Consider the following 23,476-nt stretch of genomic DNA (forward strand, 5'->3'; position numbering starts at 1 on the left):
AGCTTAGAAATATCTTGGTTAAAAATAGTTTTAAGTTTTTAGTTTAGCGCTATGAGTCATCATAAATTTGAAGCGCCTAGTTTGACCTTTAAACGCTTAATGGGGCGTTTTGTTGCGAGTGCTTTACTTGAGTTTTATTCGGTTCATTAATGCGAGGGTTCACTTTATCTGCGGCTAAAACGAGCAAATAAATAATTGAGTCGCGAGTTAGGTTCACCAGCTGAAATAAGTAGAAAATGAGTGATATAGGTATTGTTGCATCATCGGGCACATAAACATCGAATTAAGATATCAGGTTGGGTAGAATAACCTAACGTTCATAAAGTTGTAAAAATCATGATGAATCAGTTTGATTGTGTTGTTGTTGGTGGTGGCATGGTAGGTGCGGCAAGTGCTTTATCACTGGCTGAGTTAGGATTAAGTGTGGCCATTATTGAAAAAAGTGTGCCAAAAAAGTTTTCTCCTGAACAAGCCTTTGACTTAAGGGTTTCAGCGATTTCGTTAGCCTCAGAGCAATTGTTAAAACAATTAAGTGCTTGGCAGCAGTTGCAAAAATGGCGAGTGTGCCCCTATAAGCGCCTTGGCGTATGGGAGATTGAGCGCAGCTACACCGAGTTTAATGCCAAAGATATCGAACAAACGCATTTAGGCCATATTGTTGAAAATAGGTTGATACAACTTTCTTTATGGCAACAAATGCAGCAACACAGCAATATTACTTTGTTGTGTCCTGAAACCTTAATTAAACTTGAGCAAAGCCCAACAGACGTTGAGTTAACTTTATCGTCAGGCACTATAAAAGCTAACGTAGTTATTGGTGCCGATGGTCCGAATTCTTATGTCCGTAAACTGGTGAATATTGGCACCACAGGTTGGGACTATGCCCAATCTGCTCTGTTAATCAATGTCGAGACAGAAAAACCACAACAAGATATAACTTGGCAACAGTTTTTTCAAACAGGCCCGATTGCCATGCTCCCTATGTCAGGCAATTGTGCTTCATTGGTTTGGTATCATAATAAAGATGAAATAAAGCGCTTATCAGCATTATCCCATGACAATCTAGCGCAAGAGATAATGCAGCACTTTCCAAGCTGCTTAGGAAAAATAGCCATTACTAATAAAGCCTCGTTTCCCCTAACACGACGACATGCGAATCAATACCAGAAAGGCCGTGTACTCTTAATAGGCGACGCGGCACATACGATTAATCCTATGGCAGGGCAAGGGGTTAATTTAGGCTTTAAAGATGTTAAAGCCTTGCAGCATGTTATTGCAAAAGCTATCGGTGATGGCGAGTTATGGCATCAACCAGACGTTTTATCGCGTTATCAACAAAAAAGAAGAACGGATAATTTATTAATGATGACGACGATGGATGCATTATATTTGTCATTTGGCCATGTATCACCTTTAGTCAAGCTTGCCCGAAATGCGGGCTTAATGATGGTAAATAAAGTGCCAAACTTGAAAAATAAAGCCTTAGCTTATGCGTGTGGTGTATAGCGTTAATTTAATATCTTATAGCCGTTTGATTAGTTATCTGCTCTACTTTATTCGCAGGGAAAACGGGCAAAGACAGGGCGTTTATTTTAATAATGCCTTGTTCAGGGTAATAGGCGCCTGCAAGGTCTAATAAACGCATCCATGCAGCGATAGTGATTAAATAAATAACATAGCAGTATGTTTTGAATCAGGAGAAATGATCAGAATAGTAGCAAGCGTATTTATTTTGAAAGGGATCGAGAGTAAAAATCAGCTTAGATTAAAAGTTAAAGTGTATTTTTTATGGGGAATAATAGCTAGTATCTAGGAGATGTATAAGAGAAGTTTAATTATGATAACTATATAGAAGTACAGGAAGAAAATTTATATCTAGAATTGGTGCGGAAGGAGAGACTCGAACTCTCACATCTTGCGATACTGGAACCTAAATCCAGCGCGTCTACCAATTCCGCCACTCCCGCATATTCAGGTAGTAATCTCAATAAATTGAAATCATAAAACAATTAACATAAAAGAAAGTGGCTGGGGTATGAGGATTTGAACCTCAGAATGACGGGATCAAAACCCGCTGCCTTACCGCTTGGCTATACCCCAACTGGATACTTTTAGATTAAAGTGAGAAACATTGATGAACTTTCAAATAACTTAGAAGAAAGTGGCTGGGGTATGAGGATTTGAACCTCAGAATGACGGGATCAAAACCCGCTGCCTTACCGCTTGGCTATACCCCAACAATGTTACTTACTTTCTAACAAATATCATGATGATACTTGTTAGTAGAATGGTACGGGTCAAGAGACTTGAACTCTCACATCTTTCGATACTGGAACCTAAATCCAGCGCGTCTACCAATTCCGCCAAACCCGCATTTTTTCTATTTCTTACTAAGAGTGGAAAGTGGTGGCTACACCGGGATTTGAACCTGGGACCCCATCATTATGAGTGATGTGCTCTAACCAGCTGAGCTATGTAGCCTTTCCATCTCGCCTCTAAGCAAGTGGCGCGTATTATGCAAATCTGATCGCCTTACGTCAACCGTTTTTTATCAAAAAATAAGACTTTTTTCTTGTTTGGCTAATCGCTGTGCAATTTGTCGGATATCTGCACAGAAATAGCCCCCAAAAGACAAAGTTAATCGTAAGCTAGTTTAATGAGTTTACTTATCATGACTATTTAATAACTTCCTTGCTAGCTTTTACCACGAGATTTTTTAATGATCACTAAAATTTTGCTAAACGTTTTATGTTTTATTGTCTTATTGATTGACTAAGTCTGCTTTAAAACCAATTTTTTTTATTTCGTTGGTAGATTTCAGTAAGTCGAAGAAGAGTGATAGCCGTTTTATTACGTTTATGATCTTGTTGCGCGCAGTGAAAACTCCTCACGGCCGATGTTTATGGCTCCAGACAAAAGATTAAAGACTAAAGTTTAAAGGTAAGTACCGACATTTATATAGGCAAGATACTGATTGATAATTATCTCGCCGTTTTTAGCCGTTTTCAGCTATCCATGGCTCAACGGCATTAGTACATTAATGTTTGTCGGAAGTTTCTAGCTATATAGGTAATTGTGCCTTAATCCGATGTTCTAGCTTAGCTCTGCAACTACGCCTTGAGGTGAAGCGGCTATTTAATAGCAAGTTGATTAATGACCTGTTCATTTTTAATGGTTAAAATGAAAAACTACCCTGTTATACCATTTACCCATTTTTCTGTATGAACAAGTAGTCCACTTAATTAAATGGGGATAACTGAATTATCTTTTAATTATCTTTTAATTGTATTTTAATGTTTGAGGATGATGACAAGCGCTTTACTTACATGCACAGAGCTAGTGTTAACTTTAAAGAGATCAAGTGCGAGGTTATGAGAGAAAAGAAAAAGAGAGCCTAAGCTCTCTTTTTTTGGTCGTTTAAACTTTAATTAAACATTAAACATTAAACATTAAATCTGAAATGCACCACGTCGCCATCTTTAACGCGATACTCTTTACCTTCTAAGCGCCACTTACCCGCTTCTTTCGCACCAGACTCACCGTTAAACTCGATAAAATCATCATAGGCAACTACTTCAGCGCGAATAAAGCCTTTTTCAAAATCAGTGTGAATAACACCAGCCGCTTGTGGTGCGGTAGCATCTTGCTTCACTGTCCAAGCTCTTACTTCTTTTACACCCGCGGTAAAATAGGTTTGCAAGTGAAGTAAAGAATAACCAGCATTGATAACACGATTTAGGCCAGGCTCTTCTAAGCCCATTTCAGCCATAAATTCAATACGGTCTTCATCATCCATTTCAGATAATTCGCTTTCAATTTCAGCACAAACCGCGACAACTATCGCCCCTTCGGAATCAGCAATTTTCTGCACTTGGTCAAGGTAAGGGTTATTTTCAAAACCATCATCATTAACATTGGCAATATACATAGTTGGCTTGATGGTTAAAAAGTTTAAATAAGCAACGGCAGCTTTTTCTTCTTTAGTTAAGACTAAAGAACGGATCATTTCACCATCTTCAACATGCTTTAGTATTTTTTCCAATACTGGCATTTCAAATTTAGCCTCTTGATCGCCACCTTTGGCTTTCTTAGCTAAACGAAAAATAGCGCGTTCTGCAGTGTCCATATCAGATAAGGCTAATTCAGTATTGATCACTTCAATATCATCGATTGGGCTAACTTTATTAGCAACGTGAATAATATTGTCATTGTCAAAACAACGAACAACATGGCCAATGGCATCAGTTTCACGAATATTAGCTAAAAACTTGTTACCTAAACCTTCACCTTTTGAAGCGCCAGCCACTAAGCCTGCAATATCAACAAATTCCATGGTGGTTGCTAACACACGCTCTGGCTTTACTATCTTTGTTAATGCGTCTAAGCGTGGGTCGGGTACAGGCACAACACCCGTATTAGGCTCGATTGTACAAAAGGGGAAGTTTGCTGCCTCAATACCTGCTTTAGTTAACGCATTGAAAAGCGTTGATTTACCTACGTTGGGCAAGCCAACAATACCACATTTAAATCCCATGATGTTTACCTATTATGTTAACGCAATAACCTTTATTGCGCTTTAAAAGAATGTAGACGATTTTGTGCTTTTTTAATGTCGTCTGTTTGCCAAATTTCAAAACAGCGCGCAGCTTCGTCTATCGCTTGGTCAATTAAGTTTTGTTCATTGGCCGGTGCTTTGCCAAGCACATGCCCAGTAACGCGTTCGCGATGACCTGGATGATCAATACCAATGCGTAACCGATAAAATTCTTTGTTATTAGCCAAGCATGAAATGATATCACGTAAGCCGTTGTGGCCACCGTGGCCGCCACCTTGTTTGATTTTACAAACGCCAGGTAACATATCTAGCTCATCGTGAGCAACAAGAATGCTTTCAACAGGAATACGAAAAAAATTGGCTAAAGGTGCTACGGCTTTACCACTACAATTCATAAAAGTAGTAGGAATGAGAAGATGAACTAATTGCCCAGCAATTAACCCCTTACCGTATAGGCCAGCGTATTTTTTTTCTGGCTTTAGTGAAATGTTGTTACGTGCAGCAAGCTCTTGAACGAACCAATCACCAGCATTATGACGGGTTTTACTGTATTCGGAACCTGGATTTCCTAAGCCGACTACTAATTGAATCGCCATTTAATTATTTACTCTTGTTATTAAACTTAAGGTCAATAAATTCAAGTGCATTTAAAACTAAAAAGCTTAAAGGGCATGTTATAAAAACATCTCCCTTTAAGCTTGTTCATCATGAGTAAAGTTAACTATTACTCAGCTGCAGCCTCTTCAGCTGCTTCGCTGTCTGCATTTGGAACTTTAGGAGCGTTCACAGTAACAACGGCTTGATCATGGCTTTCGCCTTTAGCTAATTCGTCAGATGTAACGCCTTTAGGCAAAGTAACATTTGATAAATGTATTGTTTCACCAACAGCTAAATTAGCAACATCAATTTCAATAAACTCAGGAATGTCAGCAGGTAAACATGTAATTGCTATTTCATTCATTAGATGAGCAATTTTGCCACCTAGTTTTTCTGCTGCTTCTTCATTAAGGAAATGAATTGGAGCATTAACTTGCACAACATGGGTTGCATCGATACGTAAAAAATCTAAATGCATTACAAGTTGTTTAAACGGGTGACGTTGCATGTCTTTTAAAAGACACTCAACAGGCTTGCCATCAACGTTGATAGTTAAAACGTGAGAGTAGAATGCTTCTTCTTGTTGAGCACGAAAAACATTTTTGTGCGCTAACGTTAAAGAAACAGGCTCTTGGCCTTCACCGTATAAAATCGCTGGAACTTTGCTCGCGTGACGTAGGCGGCGGCTCGCACCTTTCCCTAAATCTGTACGTACTTCAGCATCCAATGTAAATAAATCAGTCATGGGTTATATCCATTATTTAATAATTAAAGGTCGTTGCTTTTTGCGACCAAAAGCAACCTGTTCCTTTTTTGTCGGTTAATTAGCGATTAACTAGTGAAGCACTATTAGCGAAACACTATTAGTGAGGTACTATCCAAGCGTAATTAGCTAAAAAAGGCGCAGCATGATAACACTCTGATGAATCGAAATCTATTATTTATGTTATTTTTAAAGGTAATACCAATCTCACTAATTATCTGATCATTTTTACTGGTTAAAACAACCAACTACTGCGTTATTTATTTAATAATTAGAACAACTAGTTATTAAAATAAATGCCTTATATTTGGCCATTTTTCCTGCGTATAAAGTAGACCGTCTAATTAATGAAATTGGTATAAGGCTATTATCAGCAAAGGCTTTCGATTCATAACAATAAAAAAAAGCACCTAAGGGTGCTTTTTTTGAATGATATTTGTTGATTAACGCTTAAGCATCAAACATCGCAGAAATAGATTCTTCGTTGCATACTCGACGAATAGCTTCTGACAACATACCACTTAAGGTAAGTTGACGAACTTTACCTAGCGCTTTAATTTCATCTGATAGTGGAATTGAGTCAGTGACAACAACTTCATCAATTACTGAATTTTTTATATTCTCAGCCGCATTACCAGAAAATACTGGATGAGTTGCATAAGCAAATACGCGTTTAGCACCGTGTTCTTTTAATGCTTCTGCCGCTTTTGCCAATGTACCACCAGTATCAATCATATCATCAACGATAAAACAGTCACGTCCTTTAACATCACCAATGATGTGCATTACTTGCGCAATGTTTGCTTTAGGACGACGCTTATCGATAATGGCAAGATCTGCATCATCTAATAATTTAGCTACGGCACGTGCACGAACAACACCGCCAATATCAGGTGAAACTATCACTGGATTTTCAATGTTACGCGCTAACATATCTTCTAATAAGATAGGCGTACCAAAAACGTTATCCACAGGTACATCAAAAAAGCCTTGAATTTGTTCTGCGTGTAAATCAACCGTTAAAACACGGTCAACACCTACACTTGATAAGAAGTCAGCAACAACTTTCGCGGTAATGGGGACACGAGCACTACGAACGCGACGGTCTTGACGAGCATAACCAAAGTAAGGCATAACAGCGGTAATACGTCCAGCTGATGCACGACGTAGCGCATCAATCATCACGATTAGTTCCATTAAGTTATCGTTGGTAGGGGCACATGTTGATTGAATAATAAAAACATCCGCACCACGTACGTTTTCGGTAATTTCAACACTAATTTCACCATCACTAAAACTGCCAATCTTGGCTTCGCCTAAGGTGATGTATAAGCGATTAGCGATTTGTTTGGCCAGTTCAGGGGTGGCATTACCCGCAAAGATCTTCATGTCAGGCACGACGAGTTCCTTAGAAACTTTTGACATTTAAATTACGATACTGAATAAAACGGTGAGTTAAATATCAGCAAATTATTTTATTTTTGCCAGTTTTAATGGCATTTATATTAATTTTATCCGAACTTAATTGTCGTTTACTGCCGCAATTGCAGCATGTAAGGGCGATTGATTTAGTCCTTCGGCTACGAATGATTCTATACCGTTTGGCAGTAAAGATTGTACATAGCACGCGTCTTGTTTGGAGCTAAAACGTGAAAAAATACACGCACCAGTTCCAGTCATCTGTGACGGTGCGTATTCTATCAACCAAGCCAGTAGTTTGGCAACCTCGGGGTAGTTTTTTATTACCCAGGTTTGACAATCATTGTGATAATTTTCTATATCATCATCGCTGTAACGTATAGTGGGCGTATCTCGAGTTAAATCTTTCGCGGTAAAAACACTGGCAGTAGAAATGCTGCAATCGGGTTTAGAAACTAAATACCAATAAGTTTTTGGTGCAGCGGGAGTCAGTTGTTCGCCAATGCCTTGGGCAAATGCGGCAAAACCATGAATGAAAATGGGTACGTCAGCACCCAAGGTTATGCCAAGTTCAGCAAGTTGCTTAATCGTCAGCTTTGTTTGCCAAAGTGCATTGAGTGCCAGTAGCACAGTCGCGGCATTTGATGAACCGCCCCCCAAGCCGCCGCCCATAGGTAATAATTTTTCTAACTTAATATCCACCCCTTGCTGACACCCGCTATAGTTTTGCAATAGTCGTGCAGCTTTGATGATTAAATTGTGGTCATTGCTTACGCCGGGAATCGGCGTCAGTAGCGTTATGGCTTTATCTGCTGTGATCCGCAAGGCGATAGTGTCGTGGTAATCCAGAAACTGAAAAACAGTCTCTAGTTGGTGATAACCGTTGTCCATTCTACCGACAATATGTAAAAACAAATTGAGCTTGGCCGGTGACTTAAATACAATAAAGGGCTGCTTATTCACGATAACCTCGTTAAACTTTCCATGAATGAATGACAATTTTTATCCGCAAATCGCCTTGAATAATCGTTAGCTGTTTAGCCAATTGAAATGGGCCAATATGATGATATTTACTGTATTTTATCAACCAGTCTTTATTGTTATAATGACTGGTTAAGGACTGTGGGAGTTGAGTTTTTACATGGTAATCTAGCTTATCTGTAGGTAAAAAAGCTAACCCTTTCAGCCAATGGCTCATGGCACGAGTCGGTAAATCTAAACCGGTAAGTGTATAGATTAAATAGTCTAAATCGGCCGTATTATAAAGATTACCGTCAACTTCTAAAACAAAGTTATCTTGCTGTCGAGTCAGTGCTAATACCTTAATGCCGAATAAGGTTGATAAATTTAACGACTCGGTTTGATCAGCTGCATTTTTTTGCCAATGCAATGACGCACTTTGGCGCTTTTGACTATCGATAAAGGCTATTTTCCCCACTATGGTCCAGCTATTAAGCTGTGATACTTGTTGGTTGCGGGTGGCAATATCTTGGTTTTTTTGATTATTCTCTACAGGTATGTCGTTGATGCTAGAACAAGCACTTAACAGACTGACAAAAAATAGCGTAATGAGTCGTATACTATACATAACATTCCTGAATTGAATGAATTAAATAAGCTTTGCTTATATCAAGAGAAACAACAAATAACAAAAACATATAACTGCATGCTTTCAATTTAAGGTGATCTTACGTAAAATTATCGCGATTTTTTATCTCAGATCATAGGTTTTTTTCAATATCTAACTGATAATTGCGCCAAATAGTCATTACAAGCGTATAATCGGCCGTAAGATAATGGTCATCCGCCGCAGACATTGCCGGGCATTAACATTTTTTGGACTCAATATATTCATATGTCGATAGTTGCATTAGGTATCAATCATAAAACCGCTCCAGTGGCGATTAGGGAAAAAATATCATTTAACCCTGATAACTTGAGTTCGGCTTTGCAGGAACTGATTCATTCAGTAGATTGTAAAGAAGCCGCGATTTTATCTACCTGTAATAGAACCGAGCTTTATATCGTTCAAGAAGGTGATATGACCTTAACCCAAGAGCGTTTAGTGCGTTGGTTAGTACAACACCACAATGTTTCTGCGTCTACCATAACGCCAAGTTTATATTGGCATCAAGATCAACAAGCGGTTAATCATATGATGCGTGTTGCTTGTGGTTTAGATTCTTTGGTATTGGGTGAACCACAAATATTAGGGCAAATGAAACAAGCCTATAAACAAGCTAAAGCGGCGGGTTCAATGGCGTTAGTGATGGACAGGCTTTTTCAACGTACTTTTGGTGTCGCTAAACAAGTGAGAACCGATACCGAAATAGGGGCAAGTGCGGTTTCTGTTGCTTTTGCTGCGGTTAACTTAGCAAAACATATTTTTGCCAGTTTAGATAAAACCCGGGTTCTGCTAGTCGGTGCTGGTGAAACGATTGAATTAGTGGCTAAACACTTATACGAAAATAATGTTGGCCATATTACGGTGGCAAACCGGACCTTAAGTCGGGCTGAAAACATGGCCAAAAAATTTGGTGCCGATGTTATAACGCTCGCACAAATTCCAGAACTGATGTCTAGTGCTGATATTGTCATCAGTTCAACCGGTAGTACTTTGCCCATTATAGGTAAAGGTATGGTGGAAAAGGCTTTAATGAAAAGAAAGCATCGGCCAATGTTTATGGTCGATTTAGCTGTTCCTCGTGATATTGAAGAGCAGGTTTCAGATCTTGAAGACGTATTTCTCTACACCGTTGATGACTTACAAAATATCATTGCAAAAAATTTAAATAATCGCCGCAAAGAAGCGGTATTAGCCGAAGGTATTGTTACTGAACAGTCATCTGTTTTTATGTCATGGTTACGTGGTTTAAATACCCAAGATACAGTAATCTCATATCGTAAACAGTGTTTAGAAAGTCGTGATCAATTGCTTGAAAGAGCCATGCAGCAACTAGCGACAAACAAAAAACCTGAAGCGGTAATTGCTGAACTTGCCACTAAGCTAACCAATAAATTTATGCATGCACCCACCAGTGCCATTCAATCGGCCGCACAAGGTGGAGAGTTAGACCGGCTTATTTACTTACGCGATATTTTTGATATTGACCATCAAGATTAGCCACTGGCTTTAGCTAGTCTTTAATTTAAGCAGGCAATAATTTACCATTCGCTATCTTCACACCCGTTGAAACTCTGAGCTAAGCTCTTTATACTGCTCGCTTGCATACCTATTTAGTATAAATTACCTGCATAGTCGAATATAATGCGCGGGTAATTCATCAATCATTGACTATATAAGATCATTTAATGAATAAATCTGTTTACCAAAAACTTGAGATACTTGTCGAACGCTTTGAAGAAGTACAAGCGTTATTGTCTGATCCTGAAACTATTTCTAATCAAGAAAAGTTTCAGGCATTATCAAAAGAATTTTCACAATTAGAAGTTGTAACCTCAGCCTTTCATCGCTTTCAAGATGCCGAGAATGATTTTGCCGCGGCAGAAGAAATGCTTAAAGATGAAGACCCTGATATGCGTGAAATGGCGCAAGAAGAGTTTAAGTCGGCGAAGAAATTGGTAGAAAAAATGACCGAGGAATTGCAAGTTTTATTACTGCCTCGTGATCCAAAAGACGACAATAACTGTTTTGTTGAAATTCGCGCTGGAGCTGGCGGTGATGAAGCCGCTATTTTTGCTGGTGACTTATTCCGTATGTACAGCCGTTATGCTGAAAAGCAAGGTTGGAAAATCGAATTGATGAACTCCAACGAAAGTGAGCAGGGCGGTTTTAAAGAAATTATTGTTAAAGTTAACGGTGTTGGTGTTTACGGTCAAATGAAGTATGAGTCTGGCGGTCACAGAGTGCAACGTGTGCCTGAAACTGAATCACAAGGGCGTGTGCATACTTCTGCTTGTACTGTGGTTGTGATGCCGGAAATTCCAGAGTCACAAGCCATTGAAATCAATAAAGCTGACTTAAAAGTAGATACTTTCCGTGCCTCTGGTGCGGGTGGACAACACGTCAACAAAACCGACTCAGCTATTCGTATTACCCATATCCCAAGTGGCGTGGCGGTTGAATGTCAAGATCAGCGCTCACAGCACAAAAACCGTGCCCAAGCGATGTCAGTATTACAAGCTCGCTTACAACAAATAGAAGATGAAAAACGCCGAAGTGCAGAAGAGTCTTCTCGTCGTAACTTAGTGGCCAGTGGTGATCGTTCTGAGCGAATTCGTACTTATAACTTCCCACAGGGGCGCATGAGTGATCATCGTATCAACCTGACACTTTATCGTTTAAACGAGATCATGGAAGGTAATTTACACTTAGTACTTGAACCCATTATGCAAGAAAGTCAGGCTGATTTATTAGCAGAGCTTGCCGAGCAACATTAGTGAGTGCATCAGTTGTAGCGCAAAGGTTGTCGGTTGAACACTTATCATCGATGACCTTGGCTAAATTAACCGCCTTTGGGCAACAACTTTTGTTGCCTCACTCAGATAGCAGCAAATTAGATACTGAAATACTCATTTGCTTTGTTATTGAAAAACCGAGAAGTTTTTTATTAACTTGGCCAGAGCATCAGTTATCTACCAGCCAAGCAAAGCAATTTGCTGAACTCATGTTGCGCAGAGTTCAGGGCGAACCTATCGCCTATATTGTTCAACTACGTGAGTTTTGGTCATTACCACTGCAAGTTTCACCGGCGACTTTAATTCCGCGTCCAGATACTGAAGTGCTAGTTGAACTGGTGTTAACTCATCATCAAGCAGTAGAACTAAGTTGTCTAGATTTAGGCACAGGTACGGGGGCTATTGCCTTGGCTTTAGCCTCAGAACGACCTCAATGGCAAATAGAAGCGGTAGATTATAGCGATGAAGCCGTTGCGCTCGCCAAGGTCAACGCCGACAATTTAGCGCTAACACAAGTTAATATTTATCAAAGTGATTGGTTTAATCAGATTGCTGATGATAAGCGCTTTGACATTATTGTCAGCAATCCTCCGTATATTGATGAACATGATTATCACCTTAACGAAGGGGATGTCAGGTATGAGCCTAAAACCGCATTAGTTGCAGGGGATAATGGCTTAGCGGATATTAAAATCATTGCTCACCAAGCACTTAACTTTTTAAAATCGGGTGGCTTTTTGTATATTGAACATGGCTTTGAGCAAAGCAAAATGGTGCAAAAAATTCTAGCCGATTTAGCTTATAGCGAAATCCAAACAATAAAAGATTACAGTCACAATGACCGAGTTACTTGGGCTTGTTACTCTGCATAAAGCACAAAACTAAAAAATAAACTTAACGGAGTTCATCATGCTTAAAAATTTACATATGACCATTGCGGTGATCAGTGTTTTACTTTTTACTTTTCGTTTTGCCTTAACCTTAGCTAATTCAAATAAATTAACCTTGAAATGGTTGAAAATTGCCCCACATATTATCGATACCTTATTACTGGGTCTTGGGGTCGCGTTATCGATTCAGCTAGCGATAAATCCAGTAGAACAACTCTGGTTTGCCGAAAAACTGTTTGCCGTGTTTGCTTATATTTTTACCGGTTACTACACCCTGAAATTGGCGCGAAATCGCGCTATGCAAATTATTGGCTTTTTGGGCGCAATAGGCTGGGTAATGCTGATTGTTCGTCTAGCCATAAGCAAGGAGTCCGTATTTTTAGCTGGCTTATAAACGGCTAAAATCATGACCAAATTCATTAAGTTAGTTACCACTCAGAGCTTGTTAGCGGTTTGAGAACAAGTTTGATTTCTTGCATATAGAATATGCTATATGCAGGGAATTATAGGAAGTTATAGGCGGTTATCGAAGCGCTGTAAACTCCCAAGGGTGAGTTGAAAAAGCTGGCAGCCTGCGTTATTGATTTTGAAAATGGAATAACCATTCTCTCTAACCAATGCCTTGTTTCTAAGCTTTTAAATCTCGCTAAGTGGCAAGAAACTTATTGGCATTGGTATAAGTATTAAACACTAATAGAGTATGCATGAACGATTTATTGTTATCAGAAATTAAATCTGAAGAAAATGAACTATTACAAACTTTTTTATTAATAGAAGAGTTTATTTTTGGCAAAAAAACGGCTGTTCAAACTGAACTGGATGACCTAGTGGGTTATTGCCAAGGTGAAACTGATGAAATTAAAGATCCCATTGAACGTGCTGAGGTATTGATTAATGCCTTGTTTATTGATCAACTTTTTATTGATAAACAGCAACAAAATTGGCCAGTAATGTCATATCAGGTGTCATCAGCGTTAACGCATAAACTGGTTTCACCTATCTTAAAATCGGTACTTATTGCCTATGTAGCCAATGCTTGTGATTGTCAGACTGACATTGTTTTTGTACCAGAAAAAGCCATGTTAAGAATTATTTGTGATGACAGTTACGCCATTATTCTTGATCCCGTTACCGGCGAGTCGTTAAATTGGCACGAGCTTGATACTCGCATGAGTGAAATTTCAGGTGACCCATTTGAAGTCACGCTAGATATAATGAAACAAGAAAGCCTAGTGCTTGAACATATCACGAGTCTAAAAGCGGCTTTTATACGAGAACAGGCTTACGATAACGCACTCAAATGTGTGGATATGCTATTGGCACTTAATCCAAATGATCCCTTTGAACGTCGCGACCGTGGCTTTTTATTACATCAACTTGATTGTTTTAAAGTCGCCTATGATGATTACCAATACTTTGTTGAGCAATGCCCCAAAGATCCTGCGGCGCAGCTATTAAAACTACAGTTAGATAAAATTTCAATTGCAGATACCATATTGCATTAACAAAACTTACCGGTTAAAAAGTCGGCTTAAGCGTCATTTATAAGAATAATAACAATAATAATACCGTAACTTGAAAAATCATAAGGATAAGTAATGCAAGATTCAGTCGTGGCTAGCATGCCATTGATCACCAACGACGCAACAGTACTTGGAATTCTAGCGCTAATTTTAGGCTTTGTTTTCTATACCTCAAGCAGCAGTAACCCCGCTTGTCGCTCATTTTATAAGTATGTGCCCGCACTGTTAATGTGCTATTTGTTACCATCGCTTTTAAATACTTTTGGTATTGTTAGTGCTGAAGTCAGTCAAGTTGATGAAGTGGCAAAATATTATTTATTACCCGCTTGTTTAGTCTTATTGACGCTTAGTATCGACATTAAAGCTATTGCTGGCTTGGGTAGTAAAGCCATTATTATGTTTTTAACCGGTACCGTTGGCGTAATCATAGGTGGGCCAATAGCATTATTAATTGTTTCAGCGGTATGGCCCGAGTTAATTGGGGTTTCAGGCCCAGACGCGGTATGGCGAGGTATGGCAGCGCTGGCGGGAAGTTGGATTGGCGGCGGCGCAAATATGCTTGCTATGAAAGAAATTTACGGTGCTGATGGTAAAATATTCACCATTATGGTGACGGTAGATATTGTTGTTGCCAATATTTGGATGGCCATTTTGCTTTATATGGCGGCGAACCATAAGCGCATTGATGCAAAAAATGGTGCAGATACTTCAAGCATTGATCGATTGATTGAAAAAGTTGAAGCCGAAACCAAAGAAAATTCAAAACAACCTGAACTAAAAGATTATATGCTCATTTTAGCCGTTGGCTTTGGTGCTGCCGGTTTGGCACATTTAGCGGCTGATTACTTAGTACCCTTTTTTCAAAACAGCTATCCTGAGTTAAAGAAATTTAGCTTGCACAGTAAATTATTTTGGATCATCGTATTAGTGACCACTATCGGTTTAGCACTTTCCTTTACTAAAGTCAGAAAACTAGAGGCGGTAGGAGCCTCAAAGGTAGGTAGTAGTTTTCTTTATATTTTAGTCGCTACTATTGGTTTGCATATGGATATTACGCAAATTGTTGAAGCGCCTAAATATATGGTGATTGGCTTAATATGGATGGCCGTGCACATAGGCTTATTATTTGCAATACGTAAGTACATTAAAGCTCCGGTATTTTATTTAGCTGTGGGTAGTAAAGCTAATATTGGCGGCGCAGCATCGGCACCCGTTATTGCCTCGGCATTTCATCCGTCATTAGCACCTGTTGGGGTTTTGTTAGCCGTTTTTGGTTATGCATTAGGCACTTATATGGCATGGTTATGTGGCCAGTTGTTAAGAATTATTGGCAGCTAGAATCGCCGCTAATCTATAGATAAATATTGGAAATATTATGACAAAGCAATTAATTACACTGGGCGATATTGATATCGCCAACGATAAACCTTTCGTATTATTTGGTGGTATGAATGTGCTGGAGTCGAGAGACTTAGCCATGACCATTGCCGAGCACTATGTTGAAGTAACCCAAAAACTCAATATTCCTTTTGTATTTAAGGCCTCATTTGATAAAGCTAACCGTTCGTCGGTTAGCGCATATCGTGGCCCTGGTTTGGACGAAGGCTTAAAGATTTTTCAAGAAATTAAGTCGACATTTAATGTCCCGATTATTACTGACGTACATGAACCTTATCAAGCTGGACCTGTTGCGGAAGTGGCTGATATTATTCAGTTACCTGCGTTTCTTGCACGTCAAACTGATTTGGTGGTTGCCATGGCAAAAACCGGTGCGATTATTAACGTGAAAAAGCCACAATTTTTGGCTGCCCATGAAATGCGTCATATCATCAATAAGTTTGCCGAAGCCGGTAACGAAGACATTATTCTTTGCGAGCGTGGTAGTTGCTTTGGTTACAATAACTTAATTGTTGATATGTTAGCCATGGATGAGATGAAAAGCTATGCGCCCGTTATGTTTGACGCCACGCATGCCTTGCAACGTCCAGGTGGTAGAGAAGACTCAGCTGACGGCAGACGTGCACAAGCGGCGCAATTAGCCCGTAGTGGTATGGCTATTGGTATTGCAGGCTTATTTATTGAGTCGCACCCTGATCCATTAAACGCAAAGTGCGATGGCCCTTGCGCGTTACCCTTAGATAAACTTGAACCTTATTTAGCACAAATGAAAGCGTTAGACGAGTTAGTTAAAGGCTTTGAACCGCTCATTACAGGGTAGATACTTCAACTTAGATATACGGCTTAGCTTATATGGTTTTTATAGTCGCGCTAGGTTAATTAGCTATTGTTGAGCTTACTAAGTTAGTAGCAATTGCCAGTAACTACTTTTAGTCACAACAACACATCGTTTACTCAACATATTGACTACAAATAAAAAGGGCGCTATTAAGCGCCCTTTTTCTATATGAGTAGTGCCATGATTAAGGGTTATTTCAAGTGGTGGAAGTCAATATCTTCAATATTTTTACCCGCTTCAGGGTCGTTAAACACCGCTTCATCAAATTGATCTTCAGACTTACCGACAATAATCGTTACCATGCTATCACCCGTCACGTTAACCGCGGTACGTGTCATATCTAGTAAGCGGTCTACACCAATAATTAGCGCAATGCCTTCAACAGGTAAACCGACTTGCTCTAGCACCATAGCTAACATAATTAAGCCAACACCGGGAACACCCGCCGTGCCAATTGATGCTAATGTCGCTGTTAATATCACCATTAAATAATCAGTAAGCGTTAAGTCTTGGCTAAATACTTGTGCAATAAATACCGTAGCAACACCTTGCATAATTGCCGTACCGTCCATATTAATGGTGGCACCTAATGGCACAGTAAATGAAGCAATAGAGTTCTTAACTCCCATTTTCTTTGTTGTTGTCTCTAAGGTAATGGGTAAAGTTGCATTACTGCTTGAGGTTGAAAATGCAAAAATAGCGGTATCACGCATTTTCTTTAAAAAGATTAATGGATTTAAGCCAGTAAATAACTTAAGTAAAACAGGATAAGTGATAAAGGCATGCAGTAATAATGCAAAAAGCACCACAAAGAAATACCCCAACAAATTGCCAAAGGTACTTAACGACACGTCAGTAAATAAGCCGGCTAATAAACAAAATACACCATAGGGCGCAATGTTCATCAAGATAGTAACAAGGCGCATAATTACAACACTCATATCTTCAAAAAGTGCAGCAACACGCTCGCCCGGTTTACCAGAAAGTGCAATGGCGATACCAAATAATAAAGCAAAAATAATAACTTGCAGCATGTTGCCCTGAGCAAATGAGGCAAATGGATTACTTGGGAACATTTGAATAAGGGTTTGAGCAAGTGAAGGGGCTTCTCGACTGGTAAAGGTTGTACCCGCTGTCATATTTACACCTTCACCAGGGCTAACAAGTAAAGCTAAACCCATAGCAAAGCTAATCGCAATAGCCGTTGTGAGTAAATATAAGCCTATAGACTTACCACCGATGCGACCTAGCTTAGTGGTATCTTTTAGTGAGCAAGTGCCGCAAATTAACGAAACGAACACTAAAGGTACGACCAACATCTGTAAACTAGAAATAAATACTTGGCCAATAACTTCAAAAACACCATCAACTAAAAAGCCGCGGACTGAAAAATCAAAGAGGTATAGAGGAATAACGAAATCAGAGCCATCAGGCATCAACCATTGTAAAATTGTGCCAGTGAGGATACCCGCAATCATACCGGTAACAATTCGAGCAGTTAAACTTGCTTGCTTTTTTTCAGCCATATTTTTCTTATTTTATTGAGCGATGCCTTATTATGTTGTTGCGACGAGCAGAAATCAAATGATTAAAGCATAGGGCTACTGATTTTAGGCGATTATTTTTACTGCTGGTTTTTTTGCTCTTTAATTAAGCTAAGTAGGTAAAAGGTAATGATTGGCGTTAATATGCGATGTTACGAGATTAACTACAAAAAAAAATTTTTATGGTGCGTATGTTAAGTTGTTTAACTTTTCTTATTGTATCCACTTTGCTTGAAAAATTGCCTAGCTGCCTAACTCGCTACTTGGGACTTGTCTCAATAAAAAATAGCATTCCGTCTGATTTAATTGGCGTAAATTTAATAAATAATCCCCTGAAAACCACCAGTTCTAGATAAATTATATTTTTATGTGAATCATTGTCTTTTTTTGCGATAATTCGGTTATTATCGAGTTAACTTAATAAAAAATATAGGGAGATCCTTTTTATGGCGCTATTTCAACGTCTTAGTTTAGTTTTAATATTTGCACTATTAGTCGGTTGTGGAGGTAGTGCTGGTGGATTTGACGAAACCCCAGATGGCAGCGATGGTAGTACACCAGACGCTATAACTATTACTTTAGCTATTTCGGATAATAATCTTACTCAAGCGACACCACAAACGCTTACAGTAAATGTCATGCAAGGTAGTACACCGCTATCTGATAAATTAGTCACATTTACAGTTAGTAATACAGATTTGGCAAGTTTTAGTACTGATGTCAATACGAGTAGTACTGATGCAGATGGAAACGCTGAAATAGGTTTACTTGCCGGTGCAAGTAGCGGTGACGGTTCAGTCACTGCTAACATCGACGGTATTGATTCAAACTCTGTAACGTTTAAAAGTGCAGGTGATGGCTCAGAAGAAGTCGGAAATGCATTAACCATTACTAGTTTTACTAATAGCACCTCGATTTCTAATGCCAATCCTGCCAATATTATTATTCATTTTGAAGCCGCTAATGGTATTGATTTGAGTAATGAAGTGATCACCTTTACTTCCACTTTAGGTTTGCTTGACCCTAAGACAGGTACGGTACTGACCAACAGTACGGGTGATGCAACCATCACACTTTCTACAGGGACAGTCCGTGGTGCGGGAGTCTTAACGGCTAGCTCTAATGCCGGTGATGCAGTAACGCAAGGTTTTTTTACCGAAGGTGACGGCTCAGAAGAAGACGGAAATGCATTAACCATTACTAGTTTTACTAATAGCACCTCGATTTCTAATGCCAATCCTGCCAATATTATTACTCATTTTGAAGCGGCTAATGGTACTGATTTAAGTAATGAAGTCATTACTTTTTCCTCAACTTTAGGTGTATTGGATCCCATTACGGGTACGGTACTGACTAACAGTACGGGTGACGCAACGATTACACTTTTTGCTGGTACAGTTCGTGGTGCAGGTGTATTAACAGTTAGCTCCAGTGCGGGCGATGTGGTTACACAAGGTTTCTTTTCTGAAGGTAATAGTGTTGGATCAGGTGTCAATATAAGCTTAGCTTTAACCGATAGTGAAGGTAATGAGGTTGAACAAATAAGCAGTATCTCTTCGGGTAAACTAATTGCAACCGTTACTGGGGTAAACAAAGCGGTTATTGTTACTTTTACAACTGACCTAGGCACTATTCCCATTCAAACAGCAATCGCAACAACAGGTAGTGATTATATTGCAACTGTTGATCTATTAGCAGGTAATTCACTAGGCGCTGGTACCGTGATAGCACAATTAGCATCAGGTGAATCAGAGCAGTTAGTTTTTTCAATTGGCGCATCTTCTCTTGGCATGGGTAATGCCATTGATGGCGTTACGGGTTTACCTGATGGTTTAATTGCTGTGCCAGCTGGTGTTATTTCTGCTGGTGCTACTGCTGGTTTGTCTGTGAGCATTTGGGACGTCTCTAATGCTTCAGCGAGTACACCTGCGACATTATTTACCACAGAAACTGTTGAAGTTAGTTTTACTTCAGGTTGTAGTGACCTATCTGTAACAACAGCCAATATTGATTCCCCTGTTGCAACTATAGCGGGTATTGCTCAAAGCACTTATTTAGCCCAAGGCTGTCAGGGACCTGATATTGTTACTGCAACGGCTAATGCTGGAGGAACAGTTTTATCTGCCACAGGAACGGTGACAATTAGTTCCCCGGATTCTGGCAGTATTGAATTTATTTCTGCAACACCAGAAAATATTAGTTTGAAAGGTGTTGGTGGTATCGAAAGCTCAACAGTTGTCTTTAAAGTAAGAGATACCAACGGTAATGTTGTTGCTAATAAAGACGTTGGTTTTTCTTTAAATACTGAAGTTGGAGGTATTGGCTGGAGCCCAAAATTTGCCAAAACTGATAGTAATGGTTTGGTTCAAACGGTTGTCAATTCAGGCACAGTACATACTAGTGTTCGGGTTAGAGCTGAGTTAAATGAAGATGCATCAATTTTTACACAATCTAACCTGTTAGTTATTTCAACCGGTATTCCAGATCAAGACAGTTTTAGTTTATCTGCCAGTGTCTTTAATCCAGAAGCTTGGAATATCGATGGCACTGAAGTAACCATTACAGCAAGGTTAGCGGATGCATTCAATAACCCGGCACCTGATGGGACTGCGGTTTCTTTCACCACCGAAGGTGGTGCAATAGAAGATTCTTGTGTGACTACTAATGGTGTATGTGAAGTTACATGGACAAGCCAAAATGTTAGGCCGGCAGGTCAAGAGTTAGGTGAAGCTAATAATGGACCGACATTAGTTAAAAGTACTGCAGATATTAGTAAAGGTTTTGATTTTACAGGCAAGACAATCAGCTTTACTGTTTCGACTTCAGAGAGTACAGATACTATAACGCTTAACAAAGATTATGCATCTAGAGCTATATTACTTGCTGCAGTTAATACTTCGTTGGCAGATTCAGACGTTAAAGCTGTATCAGGCTTTGAAGACTTGTTTGAACTTATATCGCCAGCAGGTTTAGATATTACCATCGAAGACACCTCAAGCGGCTCGGTAACAACTTTCGATGTTTTAGGTATAACTGACGGCACTACTTATTATAATGATGCTACTCAAGTACTAGGGTTAAATATCATTACAGGTGGTAAAGATTTCTCTGTTAATGATATTAAATTTAAGGTTATAACTACTGATGGTGAGGATATAGTGACCTTAAACACTGATCTTACAAGTACTGCTGATTTAGTTAACAAAGTTAATGATGAACTTGTAACCTCATCTGTTGTTGCATCTGAATTTATGTATGCTGGAAGTGCTTATTTGCTGTTGACTTCAGATACTCGTTTAGATATAAAAATTACAGATGATGCTGGTACTAATACTACTTTTGCAGAATTAGGAATTGCTAATGGTACAACTTTCGCTTCGAGAATTAACAATTCTTCACCTAGTAGCCAAAATTTTATGGGACAAAAGTACGGTGGACGAGCGACGATTTCTGCAACGGCGATAGGTGAGGAGTCATTTCCAGACTTTAATGGTAATGGCCTTTACGACAACAGCGAAAAAAATGCATTTTTGGGCCTTAACGGTAACTCAGGGCTGGATGTCAATGGCACCCGTTATGATTTAGCAGAGTCATTTGTCGATTACAACGAAGATGGTATTTATAACCCAGATCCAACAGTACCTGATGGTGAAAGAGCTGGCGGTGAAACTGGTGGTGAACAAGAAAAGTTTGATGATTTTAATTCAAGCGGCGATTTTGATTTAGAAGATAAGCAATATAATGGCTCATTATGTGGTGATGCTGATAATTGCTCTCCTGAAAAGTCAATTAATGTTCGGGGTTCAGTTGTGCTAGTTATGTCGGGTAGTAATCCAAGATTTGTTACAACTTATCCTACTAATGGTGAAAGCATTGATATAGTTCAAGATGGTACTGTGGCAGCAGCAGTAACTATTTCAGATTTTCATAATCAACCTATGCCAGCAGGTACAGTAGTCACTTTTGATGCGGCTGTAGGTACACCTATAGGTGTACCTTCAGGTGGCTATGAATGGCCTAATACTAACTTTAACGGTGGTAGCGTATTTACTGTCACTATTGAAGGGGTAAAAGATAAGGACATTAGTGGTCCACTTGTGGTTACCGTGACAACACTGTTGGGGGTTGCTACCTCCTATACTGTTGCTACTATAAATATAACGTCGTTTTAAATATATAAGGCATAATAAAAAAGGCTCCAGTAGGAGCCTTTTTTATTAACTTGATGCTGAGCCAGCGTTATTTAAGATAAATTATTTATTCATCTCTTCAATCAAGAAAGCTGAAATTTCTGCACCTGCAGCCAGGGTTTTATCACGGCTGACTTCACCTAAGCCAGTGCTGTCAGTAAATGGTGCAATTTCCATCATGTCGGCACCGGTAATTGGATACTGAGCGGCGATAGCGCGCAATATTTGCATTGACTCGTTGGGTGATAAGCCATCTGGCTCTGGTGTGCCTGTTGCTGCTGCATAGGTTTCATCGAGTGCGTCAATATCATAGCTAACATAAATCTCATCGATGTTATCGGCTTTTAATTGCTTGATTATTTTTTCAATAATCGCTTCCACGCCTTGCTCTTTAAGTTCATGTGCCCAATGTTGTTTAACGCCAAAAGTGCTTTCCCAATGTGCTTTAGGCTTGCCACTTGAACGAATGCCGATTTGAATTAAATCACGACGTTCAGTTAAGTCGTCTAAGATGTGTGTGCACCACGAGCCAAAGCACAAGTCGATACCTAAACGTTCAACCAATAAATCGGTATGGGCGTCAAAGTGAATAATAGCCGCACGTATGCCTTGTTTTTTCTTTGCTTGTAAATAGGCTTTTGCTAATGGGTAACTAACAGAATGATCACCGCCAATACCAAATATGCCTTTGTTAGGAAATTCAGCATAAAAGTCGTGTAATACATCTTCTGTGATTGATAACGGGCTAACAGGAAACTCGCTATTCTGATCTTGATAAAGCGCTTTTCGACAATTGGCAATGGTTGCTTCATTAAGATATTTATCATGTAACAAATGCGGAATAACGCGCACGTCGCCTAAATCAAAGGCATTTAAATCAGGGTATTGTTCTAACAATGTTGAGCGAACAAATAAAGGTCCCCAGTTAGCACCACGCAAAATTCCACCACCACAGTCTGAAGCAATGCCGAGAATAACCGCATTAGTCGACTGTGGCAGTTTTTCAATACTTTGCTGCCATAGTGACTCTATATCGTTTGATTGGCCAAATAAGGCTTTATGCAAACGCTCTTTACGCTCTTTGGCAGTGTTGACGGTAAAAACGCCGTTTCCTGGTGGACATAAGCACTGGTTGATTTTATTTTTAAATGTTGACCATGAAGTTGTCATGTATATTCTCTTCCTATTAAAAGGTATTGAAATTCACTTAAATGAACGCAAACTACCTGGAGTGATTGTAAAAAATTGTTAATACTGGCCATAAAGTGCAGTTATTTCGCTTTCAGCCCTTAAATTTTGCTAAAAAGTCGATTATGATGGCGCCGAAAAGTTCGCGTCAT

General features: G+C 39.3%; 17 protein-coding genes and 5 tRNA genes. 9 read left to right on the plus strand and 13 right to left on the minus strand.

Annotated features, from left to right (window positions below; translation table 11 throughout):
- Positions 1-339: 339 nt before the first annotated feature.
- Positions 340-1,506, plus strand: a complete 1,167-nt coding sequence (locus H4J41_RS07120; RefSeq protein ID WP_182137025.1) for an FAD-dependent oxidoreductase — start codon at positions 340-342, stop codon at positions 1,504-1,506.
- Positions 1,507-1,882: 376 nt separating this feature from the next.
- Here H4J41_RS07120 and H4J41_RS07125 read toward each other — a convergent pair.
- The 11 genes from H4J41_RS07125 to lolB form a co-directional block, all read right to left on the minus strand.
- Positions 1,883-1,967, minus strand: a tRNA-Leu gene (locus H4J41_RS07125).
- Between the two features lie 58 nt (positions 1,968-2,025).
- Positions 2,026-2,100, minus strand: a tRNA-Gln gene (locus H4J41_RS07130).
- A gap of 62 nt (positions 2,101-2,162) precedes the next feature.
- A tRNA-Gln gene (locus H4J41_RS07135) sits at positions 2,163-2,237 on the minus strand.
- Positions 2,238-2,288: 51 nt separating this feature from the next.
- Positions 2,289-2,373, minus strand: a tRNA-Leu gene (locus H4J41_RS07140).
- A 31-nt stretch (positions 2,374-2,404) separates the two neighbouring features.
- Positions 2,405-2,481, minus strand: a tRNA-Met gene (locus H4J41_RS07145).
- 961 nt (positions 2,482-3,442) lie between these two features.
- Positions 3,443-4,534 carry a redox-regulated ATPase YchF gene (ychF, locus tag H4J41_RS07150; RefSeq protein WP_182138023.1) on the minus strand — a complete coding sequence of 364 codons (1,092 nt, stop codon included), beginning with the start codon at positions 4,532-4,534 and terminating at the stop codon, positions 3,443-3,445.
- A gap of 32 nt (positions 4,535-4,566) precedes the next feature.
- Positions 4,567-5,151 (minus strand): aminoacyl-tRNA hydrolase, encoded by a 585-nt coding sequence (gene pth, locus H4J41_RS07155; protein WP_182138024.1) that lies wholly within the window; start codon positions 5,149-5,151, stop codon positions 4,567-4,569.
- A 128-nt stretch (positions 5,152-5,279) separates the two neighbouring features.
- Positions 5,280-5,897, minus strand: coding sequence for a 50S ribosomal protein L25/general stress protein Ctc (locus H4J41_RS07160; protein WP_182138025.1), 618 nt, complete (start codon positions 5,895-5,897; stop codon positions 5,280-5,282).
- Positions 5,898-6,365: 468 nt separating this feature from the next.
- Positions 6,366-7,313 (minus strand): ribose-phosphate pyrophosphokinase, encoded by a 948-nt coding sequence (locus H4J41_RS07165; RefSeq protein WP_182138118.1) that lies wholly within the window; start codon positions 7,311-7,313, stop codon positions 6,366-6,368.
- Between the two features lie 123 nt (positions 7,314-7,436).
- Positions 7,437-8,297, minus strand: coding sequence for a 4-(cytidine 5'-diphospho)-2-C-methyl-D-erythritol kinase (ispE, locus tag H4J41_RS07170; protein ID WP_310649831.1), 861 nt, complete (start codon positions 8,295-8,297; stop codon positions 7,437-7,439).
- A gap of 10 nt (positions 8,298-8,307) precedes the next feature.
- Positions 8,308-8,922 carry a lipoprotein insertase outer membrane protein LolB gene (gene lolB / locus H4J41_RS07175; protein ID WP_182138026.1) on the minus strand — a complete coding sequence of 205 codons (615 nt, stop codon included), beginning with the start codon at positions 8,920-8,922 and terminating at the stop codon, positions 8,308-8,310.
- 267 nt (positions 8,923-9,189) lie between these two features.
- Between lolB and hemA the strand changes: the two genes are divergently transcribed.
- From hemA to kdsA, 7 genes are all read left to right on the plus strand, one after another.
- Positions 9,190-10,458 carry a glutamyl-tRNA reductase gene (gene hemA, locus H4J41_RS07180; RefSeq protein ID WP_182138027.1) on the plus strand — a complete coding sequence of 423 codons (1,269 nt, stop codon included), beginning with the start codon at positions 9,190-9,192 and terminating at the stop codon, positions 10,456-10,458.
- Positions 10,459-10,646: 188 nt separating this feature from the next.
- Entirely contained in the window at positions 10,647-11,735 is a 1,089-nt protein-coding gene (gene prfA / locus H4J41_RS07185) for a peptide chain release factor 1 (RefSeq protein ID WP_182138028.1), read from the plus strand.
- Positions 11,736-11,785: 50 nt separating this feature from the next.
- Positions 11,786-12,625 (plus strand): peptide chain release factor N(5)-glutamine methyltransferase, encoded by an 840-nt coding sequence (gene prmC / locus H4J41_RS07190; protein ID WP_182138120.1) that lies wholly within the window; start codon positions 11,786-11,788, stop codon positions 12,623-12,625.
- A 37-nt stretch (positions 12,626-12,662) separates the two neighbouring features.
- Complete coding sequence (locus tag H4J41_RS07195; RefSeq protein ID WP_182138029.1) at positions 12,663-13,037, plus strand: SirB2 family protein; 375 nt, start codon at positions 12,663-12,665, stop codon at positions 13,035-13,037.
- 310 nt (positions 13,038-13,347) lie between these two features.
- Entirely contained in the window at positions 13,348-14,148 is an 801-nt protein-coding gene (locus H4J41_RS07200) for a tetratricopeptide repeat protein (protein WP_182138030.1), read from the plus strand.
- 93 nt (positions 14,149-14,241) lie between these two features.
- Positions 14,242-15,504: a DUF819 domain-containing protein gene (locus tag H4J41_RS07205; RefSeq protein ID WP_182138031.1), complete on the plus strand. Its 1,263-nt coding sequence runs from the start codon at positions 14,242-14,244 to the stop codon at positions 15,502-15,504.
- Between the two features lie 37 nt (positions 15,505-15,541).
- Positions 15,542-16,384, plus strand: a complete 843-nt coding sequence (kdsA, locus tag H4J41_RS07210) for a 3-deoxy-8-phosphooctulonate synthase (RefSeq protein WP_182138032.1) — start codon at positions 15,542-15,544, stop codon at positions 16,382-16,384.
- A 209-nt stretch (positions 16,385-16,593) separates the two neighbouring features.
- Here kdsA and H4J41_RS07215 read toward each other — a convergent pair whose 3' ends face one another.
- A complete protein-coding gene (locus H4J41_RS07215) occupies positions 16,594-17,928 on the minus strand; it encodes a dicarboxylate/amino acid:cation symporter (protein WP_182138033.1) in 1,335 nt (444 codons plus the stop codon).
- A 464-nt stretch (positions 17,929-18,392) separates the two neighbouring features.
- On the opposite strand from H4J41_RS07215, the gene H4J41_RS07220 reads away from it, so the two are divergent.
- Positions 18,393-22,118 carry a hypothetical protein gene (locus H4J41_RS07220; protein WP_182138034.1) on the plus strand — a complete coding sequence of 1,242 codons (3,726 nt, stop codon included), beginning with the start codon at positions 18,393-18,395 and terminating at the stop codon, positions 22,116-22,118.
- An 81-nt stretch (positions 22,119-22,199) separates the two neighbouring features.
- Here the strand turns inward: H4J41_RS07220 and H4J41_RS07225 are convergent, their stop codons facing one another.
- Complete coding sequence (locus tag H4J41_RS07225; RefSeq protein ID WP_182138035.1) at positions 22,200-23,306, minus strand: arginase family protein; 1,107 nt, start codon at positions 23,304-23,306, stop codon at positions 22,200-22,202.
- Between the last annotated feature and the right edge of the window lie 170 nt (positions 23,307-23,476).

Origin of the sequence: Colwellia sp. MB3u-45, assembly GCF_014077005.1 — a bacterium.
Lineage (GTDB): Bacteria > Pseudomonadota > Gammaproteobacteria > Enterobacterales > Alteromonadaceae > Cognaticolwellia.